Origin of the sequence: Promicromonospora sp. NPDC023805 (genome assembly GCF_040639635.1) — a bacterium.
In the GTDB taxonomy this organism is placed as follows: Bacteria; Actinomycetota; Actinomycetes; order Actinomycetales; family Cellulomonadaceae; genus Promicromonospora.
Window position 1 is genome coordinate 116,727 of record NZ_JBFAAH010000004.1, and the last position, 20,033, is coordinate 136,759.

Annotated in this window: 19 protein-coding genes and 1 pseudogene; 8 read left to right on the forward strand and 12 right to left on the reverse strand. The window is 68.6% G+C overall.

All coding sequences use genetic code 11. The features are described 5' to 3' along the window. Positions 1 to 4 precede the first annotated feature (4 nt). On the reverse strand, positions 5 to 1,813 hold the full coding sequence (locus AB0F70_RS06695; protein ID WP_357445372.1) for a glycosyltransferase: 1,809 nt from the start codon (positions 1,811 to 1,813) through the stop codon (positions 5 to 7). Positions 1,814 to 2,189: 376 nt separating this feature from the next. Then, positions 2,190 to 2,405, reverse strand: coding sequence for a hypothetical protein (locus AB0F70_RS06700; protein WP_357445058.1), 216 nt, complete (start codon positions 2,403 to 2,405; stop codon positions 2,190 to 2,192). A 137-nt stretch (positions 2,406 to 2,542) separates the two neighbouring features. Between AB0F70_RS06700 and rfbA the strand changes: the two genes are divergently transcribed. Beyond that, positions 2,543 to 3,406, forward strand: a complete 864-nt coding sequence (gene rfbA / locus AB0F70_RS06705; protein ID WP_357445061.1) for a glucose-1-phosphate thymidylyltransferase RfbA — start codon at positions 2,543 to 2,545, stop codon at positions 3,404 to 3,406. Positions 3,407 to 3,632: 226 nt separating this feature from the next. Continuing rightward, entirely contained in the window at positions 3,633 to 4,142 is a 510-nt protein-coding gene (locus AB0F70_RS06710; RefSeq protein ID WP_357445064.1) for a hypothetical protein, read from the forward strand. A 152-nt stretch (positions 4,143 to 4,294) separates the two neighbouring features. On the opposite strand, the gene AB0F70_RS06715 is transcribed toward AB0F70_RS06710, so the two are convergent. Beyond that, positions 4,295 to 4,957, reverse strand: coding sequence for a class I SAM-dependent methyltransferase (locus AB0F70_RS06715; protein ID WP_357445067.1), 663 nt, complete (start codon positions 4,955 to 4,957; stop codon positions 4,295 to 4,297). Positions 4,958 to 5,024: 67 nt separating this feature from the next. Beyond that, complete coding sequence (rfbD, locus tag AB0F70_RS06720) at positions 5,025 to 5,903, reverse strand: dTDP-4-dehydrorhamnose reductase (protein ID WP_357445070.1); 879 nt, start codon at positions 5,901 to 5,903, stop codon at positions 5,025 to 5,027. Between the two features lie 60 nt (positions 5,904 to 5,963). Between rfbD and rfbC the strand changes: the two genes are divergently transcribed. Then, the gene (gene rfbC / locus AB0F70_RS06725; RefSeq protein WP_357445073.1) at positions 5,964 to 6,578 is read left to right on the forward strand and encodes a dTDP-4-dehydrorhamnose 3,5-epimerase; all 615 of its coding nucleotides are present in this window, start codon (positions 5,964 to 5,966) and stop codon (positions 6,576 to 6,578) included. A 26-nt stretch (positions 6,579 to 6,604) separates the two neighbouring features. On the opposite strand, the gene AB0F70_RS06730 is transcribed toward rfbC, so the two are convergent. Beyond that, positions 6,605 to 7,123 carry a hypothetical protein gene (locus AB0F70_RS06730; RefSeq protein WP_357445076.1) on the reverse strand — a complete coding sequence of 173 codons (519 nt, stop codon included), beginning with the start codon at positions 7,121 to 7,123 and terminating at the stop codon, positions 6,605 to 6,607. Between the two features lie 69 nt (positions 7,124 to 7,192). On the opposite strand from AB0F70_RS06730, the gene AB0F70_RS06735 reads away from it, so the two are divergent. Next, positions 7,193 to 7,498: a hypothetical protein gene (locus AB0F70_RS06735; RefSeq protein ID WP_357445078.1), complete on the forward strand. Its 306-nt coding sequence runs from the start codon at positions 7,193 to 7,195 to the stop codon at positions 7,496 to 7,498. A 170-nt stretch (positions 7,499 to 7,668) separates the two neighbouring features. On the opposite strand, the gene AB0F70_RS06740 is transcribed toward AB0F70_RS06735, so the two are convergent. The 4 genes and pseudogenes from AB0F70_RS06740 to AB0F70_RS06755 form a co-directional block, all read right to left on the reverse strand. Then, entirely contained in the window at positions 7,669 to 7,995 is a 327-nt protein-coding gene (locus AB0F70_RS06740) for a hypothetical protein (protein WP_357445081.1), read from the reverse strand. 124 nt (positions 7,996 to 8,119) lie between these two features. Then, a pseudogene (locus AB0F70_RS06745) lies at positions 8,120 to 8,515 on the reverse strand (DNA/RNA non-specific endonuclease); the annotation flags it as partial. Positions 8,516 to 8,602: 87 nt separating this feature from the next. Beyond that, the gene (locus AB0F70_RS06750) at positions 8,603 to 9,145 is read right to left on the reverse strand and encodes a hypothetical protein (RefSeq protein WP_357445084.1); all 543 of its coding nucleotides are present in this window, start codon (positions 9,143 to 9,145) and stop codon (positions 8,603 to 8,605) included. After that, positions 9,138 to 11,597, reverse strand: coding sequence for a DNA/RNA non-specific endonuclease (locus AB0F70_RS06755; protein WP_357445087.1), 2,460 nt, complete (start codon positions 11,595 to 11,597; stop codon positions 9,138 to 9,140). Before AB0F70_RS06755 ends, AB0F70_RS06750 begins: the two co-directional genes overlap by 8 nt. 189 nt (positions 11,598 to 11,786) lie before the next feature. On the opposite strand from AB0F70_RS06755, the gene AB0F70_RS06760 reads away from it, so the two are divergent. Then, positions 11,787 to 12,929 (forward strand): DUF6177 family protein, encoded by a 1,143-nt coding sequence (locus AB0F70_RS06760; protein WP_357445090.1) that lies wholly within the window; start codon positions 11,787 to 11,789, stop codon positions 12,927 to 12,929. Continuing rightward, positions 12,919 to 13,314, forward strand: a complete 396-nt coding sequence (locus tag AB0F70_RS06765) for a hypothetical protein (RefSeq protein WP_357445093.1) — start codon at positions 12,919 to 12,921, stop codon at positions 13,312 to 13,314. The genes AB0F70_RS06760 and AB0F70_RS06765 overlap by 11 nt, the downstream gene beginning before the upstream one ends. 28 nt (positions 13,315 to 13,342) lie before the next feature. Here the strand turns inward: AB0F70_RS06765 and rfbB are convergent, their stop codons facing one another. Together rfbB and AB0F70_RS06775 are read right to left on the reverse strand one after the other, a co-directional pair. Continuing rightward, the gene (rfbB, locus tag AB0F70_RS06770) at positions 13,343 to 14,338 is read right to left on the reverse strand and encodes a dTDP-glucose 4,6-dehydratase (protein WP_357445097.1); all 996 of its coding nucleotides are present in this window, start codon (positions 14,336 to 14,338) and stop codon (positions 13,343 to 13,345) included. 3 nt (positions 14,339 to 14,341) lie between these two features. Next, on the reverse strand, positions 14,342 to 15,508 hold the full coding sequence (locus tag AB0F70_RS06775) for a nucleotide sugar dehydrogenase (RefSeq protein WP_357445100.1): 1,167 nt from the start codon (positions 15,506 to 15,508) through the stop codon (positions 14,342 to 14,344). Between the two features lie 151 nt (positions 15,509 to 15,659). Here AB0F70_RS06775 and AB0F70_RS06780 point away from each other — a divergent pair, with 151 nt between their 5' ends. Then, positions 15,660 to 16,463: a siderophore-interacting protein gene (locus AB0F70_RS06780; protein WP_357445103.1), complete on the forward strand. Its 804-nt coding sequence runs from the start codon at positions 15,660 to 15,662 to the stop codon at positions 16,461 to 16,463. 48 nt (positions 16,464 to 16,511) lie between these two features. Here the strand turns inward: AB0F70_RS06780 and AB0F70_RS06785 are convergent, their stop codons facing one another. Further along, positions 16,512 to 17,123, reverse strand: coding sequence for a hypothetical protein (locus tag AB0F70_RS06785; protein ID WP_357445106.1), 612 nt, complete (start codon positions 17,121 to 17,123; stop codon positions 16,512 to 16,514). Between the two features lie 163 nt (positions 17,124 to 17,286). Here AB0F70_RS06785 and AB0F70_RS06790 point away from each other — a divergent pair, with 163 nt between their 5' ends. Further along, positions 17,287 to 20,025, forward strand: coding sequence for a glycosyltransferase (locus AB0F70_RS06790; protein ID WP_357445109.1), 2,739 nt, complete (start codon positions 17,287 to 17,289; stop codon positions 20,023 to 20,025). Positions 20,026 to 20,033 lie beyond the last annotated feature (8 nt).

Here is a 20,033-nt window from a genome sequence, read left to right on the forward strand (position 1 = left end):
CGCCTCAGAAGATGGCGTGCGTCGCCGCACGCCCGTAGTGCCTGACCTCGCCGCTCGCGAGCAGCTCGGCATCTGTCACGTCCCAGGAGTGCCCGCCGACGGCGGACCGCACCTGGACGAAGTTGAACCGGTCGGCGGAGTAGATGACCCCGCCGGCCGTCATGACGTCCTCGAGGAACGCCGTGTCCTCGCCGCGAGCCAGCTCGCGGAAGCGCACATCGGCGGCGACGGTGCGCGCGGCGACGATCGTCGGCCCCATCACGCGGTCGGTGTACCGGTGCTCGCGGTCCGCGAACCGCACGATCGTCGCGTCCGGCCCCTCGAGGTACATGTAGTGCGCCTGCTTGCCGACCACGTCGGCGCCCGAGTAGGCCAGGGCGTACAGCTGGTCCGACAGGTACTGCGGGCCGTACTCGTCGTCGTCGTCGATCTTGGCCACGACGTCGCCCTCCGCGACGTCCAGCAGCAGGTTCAGGCAGGCGCCCAGCGGCACGTCGGACGGCGCCGACAGGAGCTCGAGCGCCTCGACGCCGGCTTCCTTCGCCCGCGCGCGCAGGTCGGCGTCGTCCGCCTCGAAGCCGTGCGTCAGCAGGGCGACCTGGAGGTCGACACCCTGCTGGGCCCCGAGCGTGGCCAGGACGTGGTCGAGCTGGTGCGGGCGGTTGGTCGAGACCAGGGCCGTCACGCGGGGTCGTGGCACTGCCGACGAGTCTGCGAGGCCCGCGTCGTGCAGCACCCGCTGGGACCGCGCGGCGTAGGTGTGCTCGCGCCAGATGCGGCGCTGCCCCTTGTGCACCGCGCGGTCGCGCAGCTCCGGAGAGCGCACCAGCGCGCGGATGGTGTGCGCCGCGTGCTCGCGGGTGGCCGCCACGAAGACCTCGTCGGCGGGGAAGTACTCCCCCACCGCCGCACTCGGCGTGGAGACGACCGGTGTGCCGCTCGCGGTGATCTCGAAGATCCGGCGCGCGCACATCGACGGCGAGCCGACCACGGAGTTCACGTTGAGGAAGACCTTGTACTCGCGGTATGCGGTCAGCATGCGGTCGTAGTCCAGCGAGCCGACGACGCGGCCGTCCAGCGGCGCGGGGAACTGGTACTTCTCGTCCTTGCCGCGGAACCGGCTGAAGATCTCCAGGCCGTGCTCCATCCTCGGCGATACGTCCAGCGCCGCGCCGAGGAGCAGGTCCATCTGCTCGCGCCGCTCGGGGTACTTGTGCGCGAAGTACATGCCGGCGAACGCGACGTCGCGTTCCGGGCCCCGGCCGTGCAGCCGGACGGGGTTGTGGATCGCCGGCTGCGCGGCGAACTCCAGCACGCCGACCCGCTCGTGCCCCAGCGCCTCGACATAGGCGGGCACGCGGTCGACGTCGGTCGTGTAGACGCGGTCGAACAACCGGGCGCTGTCGAGGAAGTCCTCGAAGTGGACAGGGTCCTCCTTGTTCCAGAAGACCGTCGGCACGCCTGCGGCCCGGCAGGCCTCGACGAGCCCGACGAACGCCGGGCGCGGTGCCGACGTACCGGTCAGGTGGTACTGCCAGGCGCCGTCGTTCCCGTTCCAGGCCGACTCAACGAACAGCAGGTCCAGTCCGGCGGCGAGCTCGTCACGCCAGGTCGCCGGCGTCAGCGCCACCTGGTTCCACTCGGGCGCGAACGCCAGCCGCGAGAAGTCGTCGAGGATGACGCCGACACGCAGGTCCCGGCGGTCGGACGCGACCGACGTCGTGGCTCCCGTACCGGACGTGGGGCGGGCGGGCCACGGGTCGAACGTCAGACCGTCCTTCGTCCGACGTGCTCCACCGGTCTGCGCCGCCATCGGCACCCGCTGCCTGCGGAGATAGGTCCGCAGCTGGGCGGGTCCCCCGTGCCGGAGGTGCCACAACGCGCGACGAAGCGTGCCCACCATGCCCGGCGCGCGATCCTTCACGGCAAGAATGTCCCTGTCTGCCTGAGAGGCTGGTTGAAAGTCTGCTTGAAAGCAACAAGCCAGAAAGAGCAACCTGCCAGGCGCTGGATGAGGGTGCCAGAAGTACAGGGTGCGCCATTGGTCGGCTCATGCTACAAGCGGATTCCGCCCAGGTCGCCGATAGTGGGCGCTGGTCGCTCAGGTTCACCCGGGCAGCTCTCCGGGAGGGCTGCCCGGCAGCTCTGGCAGCTTTCCCCCGACACCCTCGCACGCCAGGCCCCGCGCGTCAGCGGACGCGCTCGATGCCCCCGGCCTTCTCGTCGAGCGAGATCTGGTAGCCGAAGTAGGCGACGGCACCGTTGGCACAGAGGAGCACCACGGCTCCGGCCACGAGTGCCGCGACGAATCCCTTGCCACGTCGCGCGCGGCGCACGGGGCGGGGCGCCGGGTCGGGAGGCTCGGGCCGGGTGATGGTGCCTGTGCCGCCATTCGTTTCATGCATACCCATGTAACTACAGGCCGCGGGACTGCCTCCGCATCAATAACGACAGGAGATCACCCCCGATTCACCCCGTACCGACCCCGTCGGCGGTCCGTCCGTCGGTCCCTCAGCAACCCCGGCGTGGGAGGATCCGGCACATGCGCGGAATCATTCTCGCCGGCGGCTCGGGCACTCGCCTCCACCCGATCACCCAGGGCATCAGCAAGCAGCTCGTGCCGGTCTACGACAAGCCGATGATCTACTACCCGCTGTCCACCCTGCTCCTGGCCGGGATCCGCGATGTCCTGGTCATCACCACGCCGCACGACGCCGACCAGTTCTACCGGCTCCTCGGCGACGGCTCGCAGTTCGGTGTCTCGATCAGCTACACGACGCAGCCTTCACCAGACGGGCTCGCACAGGCCTTCGTGCTCGGCGCCGAGTTCATCGGCGACGACTCGGTAGCGCTGGTGCTCGGCGACAACATCTTCTACGGCCCCGGCCTGGGCCAGCAGCTCACCCGCTTCGCCGACATCGACGGCGGTGCGGTCTTCGCCTATCGCGTCGCGGACCCGACCGCGTACGGCGTCGTCGAGTTCGACGCCCACGGCAAGGCGCTCTCCCTGGAGGAGAAGCCCGTGCGGCCCAAGTCCAGCTATGCGGTTCCCGGCCTGTACTTCTACGACAACGACGTCGTCGCCATCGCCAAAGCGCTGAAGCCGTCGGCCCGCGGCGAGTACGAGATCACCGACGTCAACGCCGAGTACCTGCGCCAGGGCCGGCTCCAGGTCGAGGTGCTTCCCCGCGGCACCGCCTGGCTCGACACCGGGACGTTCGACTCGCTGCTGGAGGCCTCCGACTACGTCCGCACCATCGAACGCCGGCAGGGTCTCAAGATCGGCTCCCCGGAGGAGGTCGCCTGGCGACGCGGCTTCCTGTCCGACGACGAGCTGCGCGCCCGCGCGGAGAAGCTCACGAAGTCCGGCTACGGCACCTACCTGCTGAGCCTGCTGGACGAGTAGACCGGACAGACGGGGTATCCGCCAGTCGAACTTGTCGAGACCGACCTCGGCAAACGACCCACTCATACCGGTCACCACGGCGTGTCACCCTTGCGGTCGCAAAGCCGTCTCCGCGTAGCCTCGCCACACCTACGGAGGAGATTGTGTGAGCGCCAGCATGCCCAGACACCGAGTGTCGCGCGACAGAGCCGAGCCTCGACCCGCCACGAGTTCGGCTCATTGGTTCGTGGACGAGACCAAGTCGGGTCGATTCATCGTCGTGGTCGCCGCCGTGTCTGGCAGCGCATTGGGCAACGCCCGCAAGGACCTGCGTCAGCAGCTACGTGCAGGACAGCGCAGCCTGCACTTCACGAAGGAGAGCAACTCATCTCGCCGCGCGGTCCTCAAGATCATCGCTGATCTGCCGATTGAGGTCACCGTCTACCGCGTCATCGGAAAGCTCGGTTCCCATGACTCCCGAGAGCTGTGCATCCGCGCTCTGGCGCACGACGCCGTCACCGCGCAGCCTAGGCGAATCGTCCTGGAACGCGACGACTCTCTGCAGGTCCATGACGAGCGCTGGCTCTACGAAGAACTCGGACCGGGTAATCGCCGCGACACCGAGTACCAGCACCTCAACAGACACAACGATCCAATGCTCTGGGTGCCGGATGCGGTCGCGTGGTGCATCCAGAAGGGCCGCCCCTGGCTGGACGAGGTATCGGACCTGATCGTCCGAACCGTCGAGCTTCCGTAGACAGCGCGAAGCCCGGCTCACCAACCGTCCGGATGGCTGCCGGGCTCACTTCTCGGAGCTCCTGCCCCTAGCAGGCTTAACACTACGACACCGGTCAGGCCGTGTCCACGACATCTGGCCGATCCTGACGAAATCGTCTCGACGAATGTCGGTCATACCAGACGCTTCCGAAGCACCAGATTGACCCACGGGGTTGGCCGGAGGATCGCGGGCGACTCGGACCACCAGAGCACTTCGAAGCCGACGCGCTCCACCTCAGCACGCAGCTCGTTCGGCGGCCAATGGGAGAAATAGCGAGACCCGGGCAGTCGCTCGTTCTGGAGGTTTGCACTCCAATGCACCGCCGCGGACTTGGTGTTGAAACCGAGGCGTCCGCCAGGGACAAGGGCGTCGTATACGTTCTTGAGCGCGCTGCGCAACTGCCAGTCGGTCATGTGACAGAACACAGAATTAGCCAACACGATGTGCTGTCGCCCCGGGAAGCTGTCATTGAGAACATCAAACTTCAACACGTCGATGCCTTGCTCTTCGAACCGCCTGATGAAGGAGTTTGCGATCTCGGTCCGCTGGACCGCGTAACCCAGCGACTCGAAGTAGGCAGCGTCACGGCCTGTGCCAGATCCGATCTCGAATATTGGCACGGATCCCGAAAGCCCGTCGATAAGCCGATCGAGCCATTCCTTCATCCCACCCGTGGCGCGGTCCGGAATCGACGAAGCGTATTCTTCAGCGAATTTCTCGTAGAACAATTTTACACTCTGCGCGACAATCTGATCGTGCGACGGTATCGCAGCCTCTCGCTGTCTCGAGCTCATTGCAGCAGAATAAACGAGGCAGGAAACTTTGGCTCGAAATGGTTGTGTGCGGCGATCTAGCACAAAGTCAAGGCCGGTCCAACCTCAGGACCGTAGGCGCAGCCGCGTTCCAGCGTTCGGCCCAGTCGCCGATCGGTTCGACGCCGACCTCGTGGAGCTGGTCGTGGCCGAGCACCGAGTACGCGGGCCGTGGTGCGGGCAACTGGTAGGCGGCGCTCGTCGTGGCGTCAACGGGGGTGGGGTGGCCGGACGCCGCCACCACCTGGCGCGCGAAGCCGCACCAGGTCACCTGCCCCGACGACGTGCCGTGGTAGATCCCGCCCGGGACCCGGGCAGCCATGAGCCGCACGATCAGGTCCGCGAGATCGGCGGTCCACGTGGGCTGTCCCGTCTGGTCGTCCACGACGCTGAGCCGGTCCCGTTCACCGGTGGCACGCGCGATGGTCTTCGGGAAGCAGCGTCCGCCGGCCCCGTACAGCCAGGCGGTCCGGACGACGACGGCGTCGGCCGACTCCGCGCGGACCGCCCACTCGCCGGCGGCCTTGGTACGTCCGTACGCAGAGCGCGGCGACACCGGCGCGGCCTCCAGGTAGGGCTCCGTCCCGTCGCCGTCGAACACGTAGTCCGTCGACACGTGGACCAGGCGGGCACCTGCCGCCGCCGCGGCCCGGGCGAGGTTGGCGGCGCCCGTCGCGTTGACCGCGAAGGCCTGGGCCTCGTGCGTCTCGGCGTCGTCCACGGCCGTCCAGGCGGCGCAGTTGACGACGACGTCGTAGCCCTCGACCACGGCCCGCGCCGACGCGGCGTCGGTGACGTCCAGGCCGTCCCTGCCGACCCCGGTCACCTGGTGGCCGGCACCCGCCGCCGCCTCCACGACGTCCTGGCCGAGCATTCCGGCGGCGCCCACGACCAGCCACCGCTGCGCCGCGCCCTGCGTCCTGGTCACTTCGGGATCCTGAGCCACCCTAGGATCCTAGAGCCACAATCCATCCCAGCGAGGAGCCCCATGAAGTACCGCGAGCTGACCGTGCCTGGCGCGTTCGAGATCACCCCCAAGCAGTTCGGCGATCCGCGTGGCGTCTTCCTCGAAGCATTCAAGGCGGGCCCGTTCGCCGACGCCGTCGGGCACTCGTTCGACCTGCAGCAGGTCAACACCTCCGTGTCGGCCGCCGGCGTCCTCCGCGGGATCCACTTCGCTGACGTGCCGCCCAGCCAGGCCAAGTACGTCATGTGCGCCAAGGGTGCGGTGCTGGACGTCGTGGTGGACATCCGCGTCGGCTCCCCCACCTTCGGCACCTGGGACGCGGTCCTGCTGAACGACGTCGACCGCCGCGCCGTCTACCTGTCGGAAGGCCTGGGCCACGCCTTCATGTCCCTGGAGGACGGCTCCACGGTCCTGTACCTGTGCTCGACCGGCTACGAGCCGGGCCGCGAGCACGGCATCCACCCCCTGGACCCGGCCCTGAACATCCAGTGGCCCAGGACGGCCCGCGACGGCAGCCCGCTCGCCCCGCTTCTGTCGGAGAAGGACGAAGCCGCACCCACGCTGGCGGAGGCGGCGGAACAGGGCCTGCTGCCGACGTTCGCCGCCGTCCGGGACTACGTGGCCACCCTGCGCTGAGCAACCGCTGGCCCAGCTTGTCGAGGTCACCGACCGCTGCGGACCGCCGCCGCCCACGAAGCGGGAGTCTCCTGGAGGGTCTCCTGATCAGCCAGTGCATCCGGCGCGACGGCCGTCTCGTAGAGCCCCGCGTCGATCTTGGTCAGGCCGAGCGCTTCGGCAAGAAATGCGACCTGATCCGTGTACGAAACCCATAGCCCCCGCCCCTGCTTCGTCGGGACGACGTCGACCGCACGCACCGGCAGGCCCTGCACCGTTCCCCGGACCACCATCTCGAACAGCTCGTCCAGGTCGGCCATCTGGACGAGCCGGCGATAGCGTCCCAGTGTCGTGGCCTCGAACCCGTCGGCAGGTTCGCTCGCGCACAGAGCGACCTCGCCGTCCAGCAGCACATCGGCCGCATAGTTCTTGCCTTGGAAAACGGCGATCGGCCCGGCCAGCGGCGCTGACGCAACCAGTCCACCGGCACCACATGCCCCGGCCACGGAGCGAAACCAGTAGCGGATGCCGCCCTGCGCCTCGTATGCGGCGAGCCGTTCAGCCACCTACGCCCGAAGGGATGGAACTGGCCGGCCGAGGGCATACGCCATGACCACGCCACGACCACCGGCATCGTGGACCTCGCCTACCTCGTCGTCACCCGGGCCCTGAAAGAAGTAGACCAGCACCTTGCCCGATTCGCCGCCGACATCGCCCGCACGGCCGCGCCCAACGACGAGATCAGCCTCCTCGGCGACATCACCATCCAGGCCATCAACGGCCACATCGAGCTCGCCCGACGGCGCACGATCGAGGAGATCCACGGCCGGATCCACGGCGAATCCGCTCCGACCAAGCCGCCCGAGCGCACGCAGGAGATCATCGAGTGGCGCGGCCTGAACGGTGAGCGCCGTCGGAAGCCGCGAACCGGGAACGGGTGACTGCGTCGGATCCGGCGGGAACTAACGCTGCCGACCTACATCCGGGCGATCTTCTCCCACTCTCGATACATCCGACTGGGGTTGGTGCCGAGCCGCTCCCGGACACGCACCTCAGCGCCAGCGGCGTCGAGCGCGTTTTGCGGCTTGTCGCCGCCAGTACTGGGGCTTGATCATGGCTGCTCGGCGACGAGGCGCGCGGCCTCTGCCAGTCGTTCCTTGTACCAGTCGGGCTGGTTCTCCACATTGCGTGGAAACTTCCGCTGCTCCGTGAGGTACACGGTGGGCGCCAACTCGGGGATGTCAGGTTCTCCGTCGTAGTCGAACGATGAGTGCGCCTGACCATCTGAAGTGATGTCCAACGTGAACGTGAACCACGTGCCCGCGTCCGGCCGGTACATGACCGCACGCAGTTCGTAGGCAAGATCGTCCGCCTCGTCGTCTGAGAACACTTGAGAAGCGGAACCGCCGACGACCACGTGCGTCTCGAACGCGCTCACGTCGCTTGTCATCCGCGAGATATAGCGGACTGTGTCCCACCCCGACGGGGCCGCGCGCACGGCAGCTTGAGCAAGTTGACGTATCAGCTGAGACTGACGGATCGGTGCTGGGATCGACGCTGCTTCAGTCATTCTTCACGAACCTCAGTTTCATCGGTACACCGTTCTCCATCCAACCTGCCGTTAACTCATCGGGAACCTTCTTGTCCCCTGAATAGTGGGGCTTCAGTGTGACGTCGGCAATGTCGCTCGGCGGTGTCTTCCTGAGTTCGGCTGCCCAATGCCGTTCGAGGTTACCCCACGTATCTCCAGATCCGCGATTGAGTTCCCAGTGCATCGGGACGAGGTTAAGGCTCTCGGGCCCGCCGCCGAACCACTTGGCAAACAGATGCCCGCCCTCGAAACCCTCGCCACCGAACTTCCCGATCCGCCCCTGGATGCTCCCAGACCGTGTCGCCTCGCCGAATGCCAGGTTGCCTGTCTGCACCTCCACGACGCGCCCCTGGTCGTCAGTCGTGAATGCATGCCAACCTGCTCGGCCATCTTCGAGGCGGCCAGGCCAGCCCTCACGAACGCAAGCCCGGACCGCCGACCGCTACCACTGAGATCATGTATCGGTCTCGTGCGCAGCAGTAGGCGGCGATTCGCGACGGCGCCGTCGGGCTTGCTCATACTTCTCGTACTCTTCCGGGTACTCAGTCCGAGCTAGAGCGACCCGTTCAACCAGCCAGTCGGGCATCTTGTCCTGGTCACGCGGGTACTTGATCAGGTCGGTGGTGTATAGACCAGAAGCCGGCGTGGTGTCCCACTGGGGGATTTCGTCGTAATTATAGTCGGCGTGCATCCTGACACGCCCGTCTTTCTTCATGATCGTCAACTTCATTGAGAACCAGGCGCCAGAACCATCGCGGTACATGACGTCGCGGAGCTCCACGAGTTTCTTCCACGTCATGCGCGGCGCCGCAAGGGACTTGTCCGCGCCGGCCGGCCGGTCAATCGTGAGCTCTTCCTCTGCGTATCGCGAGAGGTTTCGGATCACGAAGATGATGGTGAGCCAGTCTCCAGAATCGGATACGTGGCGCGCGATCTCGCGGGCAGCTTCTTGGACCAATTCGCCCTCACGGATCATTGGCGGAACTAGCTCATTCATTGATGAACCTCTTTCTCCTCGTAACGCCGTCAACTGTGTACTCGACTGAGATAGCAATCGGTACGCGACTTTCTCCCTCGTAATCGGGAACCACTTTGAATGTGATCCTCGGCGGCTCCCAGTCGGGACCGGAATCTGCCGGTGGCCGCAACTTTGAGCGCAACTCTTGTTCGACTGCGTAGAACGTATCGCCTGTACTGTTACCTTGGTTGAGATCGGAGAGCATCGGGACGAGGTTGATGTCTTCCGGGCCACCCGCGAACATGTTCGCGAGCAGGTGGCCGCCGTCGTACTCATCACCGCCGATATTCCCGATCCTGCTCTGGATGCTCTTAGAACGATCTGCATCACCGAACTGAAGATCGTCTGTATACGCTTCGATCGTACGGCCAGCGTGGTCAGTGACGAACACGTGGTCGTTAACGACGTACGTGACGTCCGGCTGAGGATGCATCAGGTCCCAGTTCAGTTTTCCCTTGCTTCCATACTGGGCCTCGACGTGCACAACCTTGCCAGCGTCGTCGGTGTAGAAGGTGCCGCGGTTAGGGACCTCATATGCCGTGTTCGGTTCCAGGTTGTCAAGCGCCGCGAAAGGCTTGCGTGGAGACGGCGCCTCACCCGACAGATGCTGAGCGACATCCGGAGCGGAGTAGCGCTCAACGATGTCGCCAGCGTCGGGTGCGTCGGGTCTCGAAGGCTGGGCATCGCCGCCAACGTCGAGGTCCTGGTCGGCCACGTCGACGACTTCGCGTTCCGCATCTGCGTCAACGGGTTGGCCAGCGGTGTCCAGGGTATCGACTGTGCTCGGGTCTTGCTCCCCTCCGTCCGAGTCCCGGATGCCGTCGCCGAATCGGTCGCCTTCGGGCGGCCCCTCGGTACCATGCCCGGCACCGCTACCTGGGCCGGCGTCACCGTGCCCGCCACCCCCGCCAGGGCCGCCATCACCGCCGTATCCACCGCCGGAACCGCCATCGCCACGACCACCGGCATGCTCACCGCCGCCGTGCCCGGCACCACCACCCGTGTCACCGTGCCCCCGCCCGGTGTCCGGTTGTCCGCCCCGTTCCAGCACCGTATCCGCCTGCGCGCCGACTCCCGCGGGCACAAGCTCGTCCGCGTGCCGCCCGCCCGCGCTCAACGACGCCTCAGCCATGACTGGCTCCCGCACGACGGGAGCGGGAACCGCATCGCGCAGCACGGAGTTGTCCGCCTTGAACCCCGGATTCTGCGCAGGCGGCTCAGCACCACGGCCCGGCAGCGGGTTGTCATCGCCCCCGCCCTCGGGACGGCCAGCAACAGGCAGATCCGGGGAGACGTCCAGCTCCGGCAGATCGACCTCGACCGACCGCCCCAGACCACCCATCACCCCACGTAGTCCAGCGGTCGCCCGAACCCCGGCCGTTGCCCACTCCAGCGGGTCCAACACCCTGTTCACGACATTCACCGCCTGCGCCGTCTTCAGCACCCCGCCGAGCTTGCCCGCGGTCCCGACCTTGGCTGCGACCCCCACGCCGGCCGTGGCGAACAGCAGTGCGATGTTGCCGACCGACGTGCCCACCGCACGCGCGGGATCCTCTTCCCACATGTCCCACGCGATCAGCCCCTTCCCCATCTCCGTCCAGGTGGTGCCAAAGATGTCCCAGGACTGTTCGCCGGACTGGGCATCATGACCGACCAGGAGACCCAACCCGGTCCACGCCGCCTCGGCCGTCTCCAACGACCGCTCGCCCGACTCCGAGTCGAAACCGAAGAAGGCCCCGAACCCCTCCACGCTCGCGAGCAGCACGTCGTCGCCGAACCCGTCCCAGACCGCCCGCTTGACCTGCACGGCCGCGGCCTTCGGGCAATGATCCTGCCGGGCCACCGATTCGCCCCAGGGCATCGGGGTGTCCAGGGAGATGTGCGAGACCCCGTACGCCAGCGGATCGTCGGCCGCGCCGGTCGACACATGGAGCGGCGTCATCTGATCGATCGCCCGGATCTGGTTCGCGCACCGCCGCTCCGCGTCCTGCAGGTCCACCGCGGCCGAGTTCGCGGCGCTCAGCAGCCGGTTGTTCTCATGGATCAGCTCCTGGTCGAACTCCCACTCCAGGTTCCCCGCGATCTTGTTGCGGAAAGCCACGGCGTCGAACCGCACCTGATCGAACCGCGCCTTCACCTCGCGCAGGTCCATCGCGAACGAGGCCAGCGCCGCGGCGACCCGCTCCAGATCCTCCGCGAAGTTGTCAGTCGTGCGCCCGACCGGGTCCATCACCGCCAGCAGCTGGCCCGCCTCCGGCGCCTCGTAGTGCGCCGCCAGCCCCTGCCACGCGCGCGGCACCTCGGCCCCCTCGTCCCGGATCCTGGCCGCATCCGCACGAAGGTCGTCCGCCGCATCGTCCACCGCGTGCGGATCAAGTTTCTGCGCCCCCGGCGCCCCTGGGATCCCCGCTGGATCAATCGCCGCCGTCACGTGTGAACTGACCCCGCAAGCGTGCCGAACCCCTTGGGCCTCATGGCCATCCCCCTCGCCGGTGCCGGCCCGTACGAGTGAGCCGCTCGAACGGAGCCAACCAGACATTTGCCCCGGCGTCCACGAAGACCCCGCGCGCGAGCACATCCGGGCACGACGCGTGAAGAGCCCAAGACAAACCATGGCAAAATGCCGACGATGGTTCTGCCCCCGGCTCTCGATTTCCACTCGGACCTTGCCCTGCACGACGAGTCCCGTGCCCGGGTCGTCGGACTGTCCGCGGCACGCTCCGACCTGATCCGCCGCGCGGCGGAGAACGACCGGCGCTACCTCCTGGTCACCGACGAACGGTCGGTCCTCACCCCACCCATGCACGACGCCCTGCTGAGCAGCGGCGGCGTCTGGGTGGTCCGCGAAGGTGACGGTCACGGCCCCAAGCGGGACGCCGTCACCGGCAGGCGCGTAGCCGACATGGCCGACGCGCTGAACGGAGCCGGCCGTGTGGAGGCCGACAACACCTCGCCGATCTTCCTGCGCCAGGTGCCCGACGACGACACCCTGCCGGCCTGGGCGATCGATGACGTCCGCCGCCTCGTGGACGCGCCGACGACCCAGCAGGTCATCATCTCGATGTCTGTCCGCCACAACGCCCGCCGCACCACGGTCCTCGGTCTGACTGCCGAGCTGCTGCTCGACGCGCTGACCGGGTCCGGGCCGTCGTCCTGGGGCACCGCGGAGCCGGCCCTCGCACCGTGGGACCGGGCCGAGCTGACCCGCTATGCCCGCGGGCGGGCGCCGGACGACACCCACCTCGTCGTCGTGGCCCCACACGCCGTCGGGACCGTCACTGTGCGCCGTACCGCGGACGGCCTCGAGGAGACCACCCAGCTCACGCTGGGGGCCGGCGACCCCAGGTCCGACGCCGCACGCTCTGTCCTCGACGGCATCCCAGCGGCGTTCACCCTGGTGGCCCAGAAGGTCATGGCGCTGTTCGGGCTCGCGCTGACCCGCGTCGGCCGAGCCGACCTCAACGTGCCGCCGATCGTCGAGGCGCCGGCCGTGCCGCTGACGATGCTCGTCGGGCCACCCGGCGTCCGCTCGCTGGGCCTCGACCTGGACGCCGCCGCACAACAGTTCGGCGGGACGCAGGTGGGACGGCGTCGGCTACCCGGTGTCCTGCTACCGCTCGGCACGGGCGATCGCGTCGGCTGGACCCGCCTCACGGAGGTCGTCGAGTGGATCGGCCCCGGTCGGGTCCGGGAGGCACTGACCAGTGAGGATGATCGGACGTCCGCATCCACGCCACAGACCGGAGGCCACCTTGCCCCGTGAGATCACGATCCTCGCTCCGCGCCCTGTCACCGACCGCGAGCTGGTCGAGTCGGCGTACGGCGTCGACCCCGAGCTCGGACTGCGGCGACTGAACCCGGGCGCGTCGATCCAGTTCCTGCGCGACGACAAGGACGTCGTTCTCACGCTCCAGCAACCCATGAACCTGCGCGCCCCGGACGAGATCGACCGGATCCTGCCCGGCGCCGACGTCTCCCCGGCGGTCCGGGAGGCCGCCCGCCGCGCCGCGGCAGATCCGGCGACGGCCCAGCCCGTATGGATCGAGGCGCTGGCGCCGTGGGGCGAGCACGGCGAGACCGGTGCACAGATCTGCCGGGCCCTAGCCGAGGTAGTCGGCGGCACGTGCGTGGTCCAGGACGGCCGATGAGCCGGCCACCGCGGACTGTCGCACCCGGCTACTGACCGGTCGACGCGTACTTCGCCTCGGTCGCAGCCTTCGCACCTCTCCACCACGCCTCGTTCTCGCGGTACCAGGCCACGGTCGCCTCCAGCCCTTGCCGGAAGTCCGTGTAGCGGGGCGACCACCCCAGCTCCGTCCGCAGCCGGCTCGCGTCGATCGCGTACCGCAGGTCGTGCCCCGGCCGGTCGGTCACGTGGTCGAAGTCGTCGGCGTCGCGCCCGAAGATCTCCAGCAGCGTCCGGACGACGTCGAGGTTGCTGGTCTCGCCGTCCGCCCCGATCAGGTACGTCTCGCCGACCTGGCCCTTCTCGATGATGGTCCACACGGCCGAGTTGTGGTCCTCGACGTGGATCCAGTCGCGCACGTTCAGGCCCGCGCCGTACAGGCGGGGGCGTACGCCGTCGATCAGGTTGGTGACCTGACGCGGGATGAACTTCTCGATGTGCTGGTACGGGCCGTAGTTGTTGGAGCAGTTCGAGATCGTGGCCTGCACCCCGAAGGACCGCACCCACGCCCGGACCAGCAGGTCGGACCCCGCCTTGGTCGCCGAGTACGGCGACGAGGGGTTGTAGGGCGTCTCCGGCGTGAACCGGTCGGGGGTGTCCAGCGGCAGGTCCCCGTACACCTCGTCGGTAGAGATGTGGTGGAACCGCACCGCATGCTTGCGCACCGCCTCCAGCAGCGTGAACGTGCCCACGAGGTTGGTCTGGACGAACGGCGAGGGGTCGTCCAGCGAGTTGTCGTTGTGCGACTCCGCCGCGAAGTGCACGACCAGGTCCGACTCCCCTACCAGCCGGTCGACGAGCGGCGCGTCGGTGATCGAGCCCTCGACCAGCTCGACCCGGCCGGCGACGCCGTCGAGCGAGGTCTGGTCGCCCGCGTAGGTCAGGGCGTCGAGCACGGTGACCTGGGCGTCCGGGCGCTCCCGCACCGTCTGGTGGACGAAGTTGGCGCCGATGAAGCCGGCGCCGCCGGTGACCAGTATCTTCACGGTTCAGTCCCGCCCGTAGATGTCGCGCGTGTAGACCTTGTCGGCGACGTCGTCGAGCGCCTCGGTCCGGCGGTTCGCGATGATGACGTCGGCCCGGGACTTGAGCTCGTCGAGGTCGCGCACCACCTCGGAGTTGAAGAACTGGTCTTCCTCCAGGGTGGGCTCGTACACGATGACCTCGACGCCCTTGGCCTTGATGCGCTTCATGATGCCCTGGATGCTGGAGGCCCGGAAGTTGTCCGAACCGGACTTCATCACCAGCCGGTACACACCCACCGTCCGCGGGTTGCGACGCAGGATGTCGGCGGCCACGAAGTCCTTGCGGGTGGTGTTCGCGTCGACCACCGCGTTGATCAGGTTCTGCGGCACGTCCGCGTAGTTGGCCAGCAGCTGGCGCGTGTCCTTGGGCAGGCAGTAACCGCCGTACCCGAAGGACGGGTTGTTGTAGTGCGACCCGATCCGGGGGTCCAGGCCCACGCCCTCGATGATCTGCGCGGTGTCGAGGCCGCGGGTCACCGCGTAGGTGTCGAGCTCGTTGAAGTAGGCCACCCGCAGCGCGAGGTAGGTGTTGGCGAACAGCTTGATCGCCTCGGCCTCTGTGGGGTCGGTCATCAGCACGGGGACATCCTTGGTGATGGCGCCCTCGAGCAGCAGGTCGGCGAACTGCTTGCCGCGTTCGGACCGGTCGCCGACCACTATCCGGGAGGGGTGCAGGTTGTCGTACAGCGCCCGCCCCTCGCGCAGGAACTCCGGGGAGAAGATGATCGCGGCGCCCGCGTGCTCCTCGCGCATCCGCTCGGTGAAGCCCACGGGGATCGTCGACTTGACCACTATCGTCGCCCGGGGTGCGCGCTCGACGACGCTCGCGATGACTTCCTCCACCGACGACGTGTCGAAGAAGTTGGTGACCTCGTCATAGTTCGTCGGGGTGGCCACCACGACGACCGCCACCCCCGCGTACGCCGCGTCCTTGTCGAGGGTCGCGGTCAGGTTCAGCGGCTTGTCCCGGAGGTACTCCTCGAGCTCGTCGTCGGCGATCGGGGAGAGTCCCTTGTTGACGAGGTCGACCCGTACCGGGTCGATGTCGAGCGCCCACACCTCGTGGTTCTGCGCGAGCAGCACCGCGTTGGACAGACCGACATAACCAGTGCCAGCAACAGCGATCTTCACGACGGAACTCCTGACAGGAAAGGTCGATGACGGACCCATGCTAGAGCGCGGCCCCCATCCGTCCCGGCCGCCCGGTGATGACCGAGGCCTTTCATCCGTGACGCACGCCACACCGGCGCTCGCCAGGCGCGGAGGTTAGGCTTACCTCACAATGACTACGCAGACCACGAACGCACCGACAGGCAAGCCCCGCAAGGCAGCTCGCACCACGGCGACGGTGACTGCGGTCCGGCACCTGACGCCGCACATGATCCGGGTGACGATCGGCGGCGAGACGCTCGCCGCGGTCGACCCGACGTCGCAGACGGACCGCTACATCAAGCTCGTCATGGCCGAGTCCCCCGAACCCGAGGGCCGTCCGGTGCTGCGTACCTATACGATCCGCAGCGTCGCCGAGTCCAGCTGGGACATCGACATCGTGACCCACGGCGACGTCGGCTACGGCGGCCCCTGGGCGCAGCGCGTCCAGCCCGGCGAGGAGGTCTCGTTCGTGGGACCGGGCGGCGACTACGCGCCGTCTCCCGATGCCCCCTGGCACCTCATGGTCGGGGACGAGTCGGCCCTGCCGGCCATCGCGGCCGCGTGCGAGGCCCTGCCCGACGGCGCAGTGGCCCACGTCTTCGTCGAGGTCTCCGACGCGTCCGAGGAGCAGGCGATCGCGAGCACCGGGGATCTGCGCCTCACGTGGGTGCATCGGTCCACGGGGGCGAGAGTGGCCGACGTCGTGCAGGCCGCCGAGCTGCCCGACGGTGTGCCCCACACGTTCCTGCACGGCGAGGCAGGGTGCGTGCGCGACCTGCGCCGCTGGGCACGCGCGACGCTCGGCGTGCCGCGCGAGATGCTGTCCGCGTCGGGCTACTGGCGGCGGGGCCGGGACGACGAGCACTGGCGTGCCGAGAAGGCCGAGTGGCGGGCAGCCGTGGAGCAGGACGACCTGGTGCTCAGCGCGCACTGACGTGCGTCGCAGGACCTGTGCGCGGACGCGGGGGCTTCCCGCGCCCGCTCACAGGGCGTCGAGCACCGCGAACCAGTGCTTCGCCGTCGTGCCGTCGTAGGGCGGCTCACCGGACCGGACCGCGGCGAGCAGGGCGTCGGCGTCCGCGCGGACGCGGGCCACGACGCCCGCCGGGTAGCCGTACCTCACGGTGTGCTCGGCGAACTCGTCCTCGTCGTCGATGGAGTACTGCTCGCCTCTCTTGCCGTCCACGTGCCCGTCCCTCATCGCGACGACGTCGAGGTCCATGTCCGCGCTCGTCACCTCCCAGGCCGGAGCGCCACCGGGGCGCCCGTCGTCGTGCCGCCACTCCGGCACGGTGGCCAGGTCGATGTACACGGCTGTGTCGTGGGGGTGCCCGTTGAACGACGGGATCCAGCCGAACTCGCCGACCAGCACCACTCCCGGCGACTTCGCGTGGTACCGCAGACCTGGCCGCGCATGCAGCGTCCCGGTCGGGTAGCCCAGCCACGCACCGTGCTCGTCCGAGCCCAGAAGAACGCAGTCCAGGACCCAGTGCGGGGTGCCGTCCCACTTGCGGAAGCGCATCCGGACGGGGGTACCCGGCTCAGTCGGCAGCGACGCCGAAAAGCCCTGGTCAGCAGGTTGTTGCGCAGACATGTCCAGGAGCCTACCGAGACGTCGTCGGGCCGTAACCCAGGGGCACTACGCTCTGGCCACCGTCGCTGCTCGCGCACACTCGGATGCTCGCTGGGACGACGGTATCCCGCCGTACCGATCGATCTACCCGTCGATCTACCCGTCGATCCCACGAGGAGCCTTCATGTCCCCTGCAAGCCGCCGTCTCGCCGCGTCCGGTGAGACTGCGCACCCGGTCCAGACCGCTGACGAGATGATCGCCGAGGCGCTGCTCACCGCCGCCGCGGATCCCCTCCACAACCCGCATCCGGACCGGCCTGGCCCGGTACCGGAGGCCCGACCGCTGCCGGCGCCCGACCAGGAGACCTGGGCGTCCGCCAAGGAAGCGAACCGTCAGCCGCGAGAGGTGTGGTCCGCCCCGGACCGCGCCGCGGACCGCCCCTTCCAGGAACGGCCGGAGCCGCTCTCCGGCGACGCGGTGCTCACCGCAGCCCTCCGGCGTGGCCTCCCCATCGACGAGGCGGTCACCACCTCCATCCGTGGCACCCGCAGCCTGGACACCGCCCAGTGGCGGTCGCTGTGCCACTCGCTGATGGCGCATCCGGAGACGCGCCGCGCCGGTGTCGCCGGCGCCGCGCTCATCGCGCAGCGCGTCGGCCTGCGCGAGCTCGCCTGGGACCTGCTGCGCCAGCTCGGGCCCGACGACGCCGCGCGCCTCGCCCCCGCGGAGTACCTCCGGGCGGGCATCACCATGGCTAACCCCGGCGTCGCCCGGACGGCGGCCACCTGGGTGCGCCACGGGTTCGTGACCGACGCGGCAGTGCTGCTCGAGATCGCGAAGCTCCTGTTCATCGGTGACGAGCCCGAGGCGTCGGCCGAGGTGCTCGAGGCCGCCCGGCTCGGCACGGGCCTCACCGAGCAGGTCGGCGCGTCCATCGACTACCTGGCCCCCTGGGTCGAGAAGGCGCTCAGGCCCGCCAAGCCCGCACGGGTACCGACCGGCCACGTCTCGTTCGCCGTCATCGACTACAAGGCGCCCGACGAGAACGTCGCGTCCAGCAACATCGGCGATGCCGTGCAGACCATCGCGAGCCTCGGCCACCTGCTGCGACACGAAAGCCTGCGCCTGCACGGCGACGACGCCGTCGCGGAGCCGGTGCGCTTCCTCGCCGACCGCGTGCGCCCCGACCAGAGGGTGGCCGGACCGGGTGCCGACGTGCAGCTGACGCTCGTGCAGCGCGACATGTCCCGCCTGGACGCCGTCCCGGAGAACACGTGGATGCTCGCGTTCGGCTGGTACATGCACAGCCAGTTCGACCTCCGCTTCGACTTCCCGTTCCACGAGAACCTCCAGCCGCTGTTCGTCTCGTTCCACGTCAACAAGCACGCCATCCTGACGCCCACCGCCGTCGACTACCTCAGGGCACACGGGCCCATCGGCTGCCGCGACTGGACCACCGTGCACCTGCTGCTCAACGCGGGTGTCCCGGCATTTTTCAGCGGCTGCCTCACGACGACCATCGACACGGTCTTCCCGGCGGACTTCACGCGCGCGCCCGCGGGGGCTCCCGCCGTGTACGTGGACACCCCGGTCCCGGAGCACGACGCCGGGAGCGAGCTCGTCACCCACCTGCATCCCTCCGTGCGCCACCAGGACTTCGGCCAGAACCTGCACACCGCCGTCGAGCTGCTGGACGCCTACCGGAGCCGGTTCTCCCGGGTCGTCACATCGCGGCTGCACGCCTTCCTCCCGTCGTGGGCCATCGGGGCCGACGTCGACTTCCGGCCCCGGAACGACGCCGACATCCGGTTCGCCGGCCTGCTCGACGCCGATGAGGGCGGCCGACGTGCCATGCAGGAACGGATCCGGGGCGTCGTCGCCCCGGCGATGGCCAAGATCCTCGCCGGGGCCTCCCGCGACGAGGTCTACGCCACGTGGCGCGCGTCCGTGGCGGACGAGGTAGAGCACGCGCTGGCGGTGCACGAGGCGCCGGTACCGGCGCCGTCCGGCAGTTGCTCGGTCGACGACGTGGTCACGGGCGTCCGCGCCACGCGCGTCGTCGTGGAGGCTGCCCGGCCGCGCCGGCTCCCGGCGTCGGGCGAAGCGGGGACTCTCGCCGTTGCGGTGGCCCTCGACGGCAACCTGCGTTCACAGATGGAGGTGGTGGTCGCCGGGGTGGTGAGGCACACCGACCGGCCGGTGCGTGTGGTCGCGCTCACGCGTGACCACACGCCGGCGGACCACGACCGGCTCGCCGGGCTCTTCCCCGAGGTCACGTTCGAGTGGTACGCGTGCGACGGGATCGACTACGGGACGGTGCTCGGCATGCTCAAGCACATCACGGTCGCCACGATGGACCGGCTGCTGCTGCCCGAGCTGCTACCGCACCTGGACCGCGTGATCTACCACGACCTGGACGCGCTGTCCGTGGTCGACCTGGCCGAGCTGTACGACGCCGACCTCGGCGGGGCGCCCCTGGCGGCCCGCCCGTCGATCTCGTACAACTACCGGCACGGCATCGGGAACGTCATCCGGTCCACCAGGCTGCTCGGGCACGACCCCGGCGCCGCACGCGACCTCGTGCGTGCCATGACCCAGCGGCACCGGTACGGGTACCGCGGGTTCAACGCGGGCATCCTGCTGCTCGACCTGGCGGTCATGCGCGCCGACCGCTTCACTCACGAGTTCGTGCCGTACGCCGAGCGGTACGGGCTGAACGACCAGGACGTGCTCAACGCCTACGCGGGTTCGCGCTACCGAAAGCTGGACGCGCGCTGGAACGCGTGGCCCACGCAGGAGGTGGTCGCCGAACCCGCGCTGATCCACTGGGCGGGGCCGGTCAAGCCGTGGCACGACGACCGCTACATCCTCCTCAAGGAGCACTGGACGGCCACGGAAACCTGGCTGGCCTCGCGCCGCTAACCCGTTGA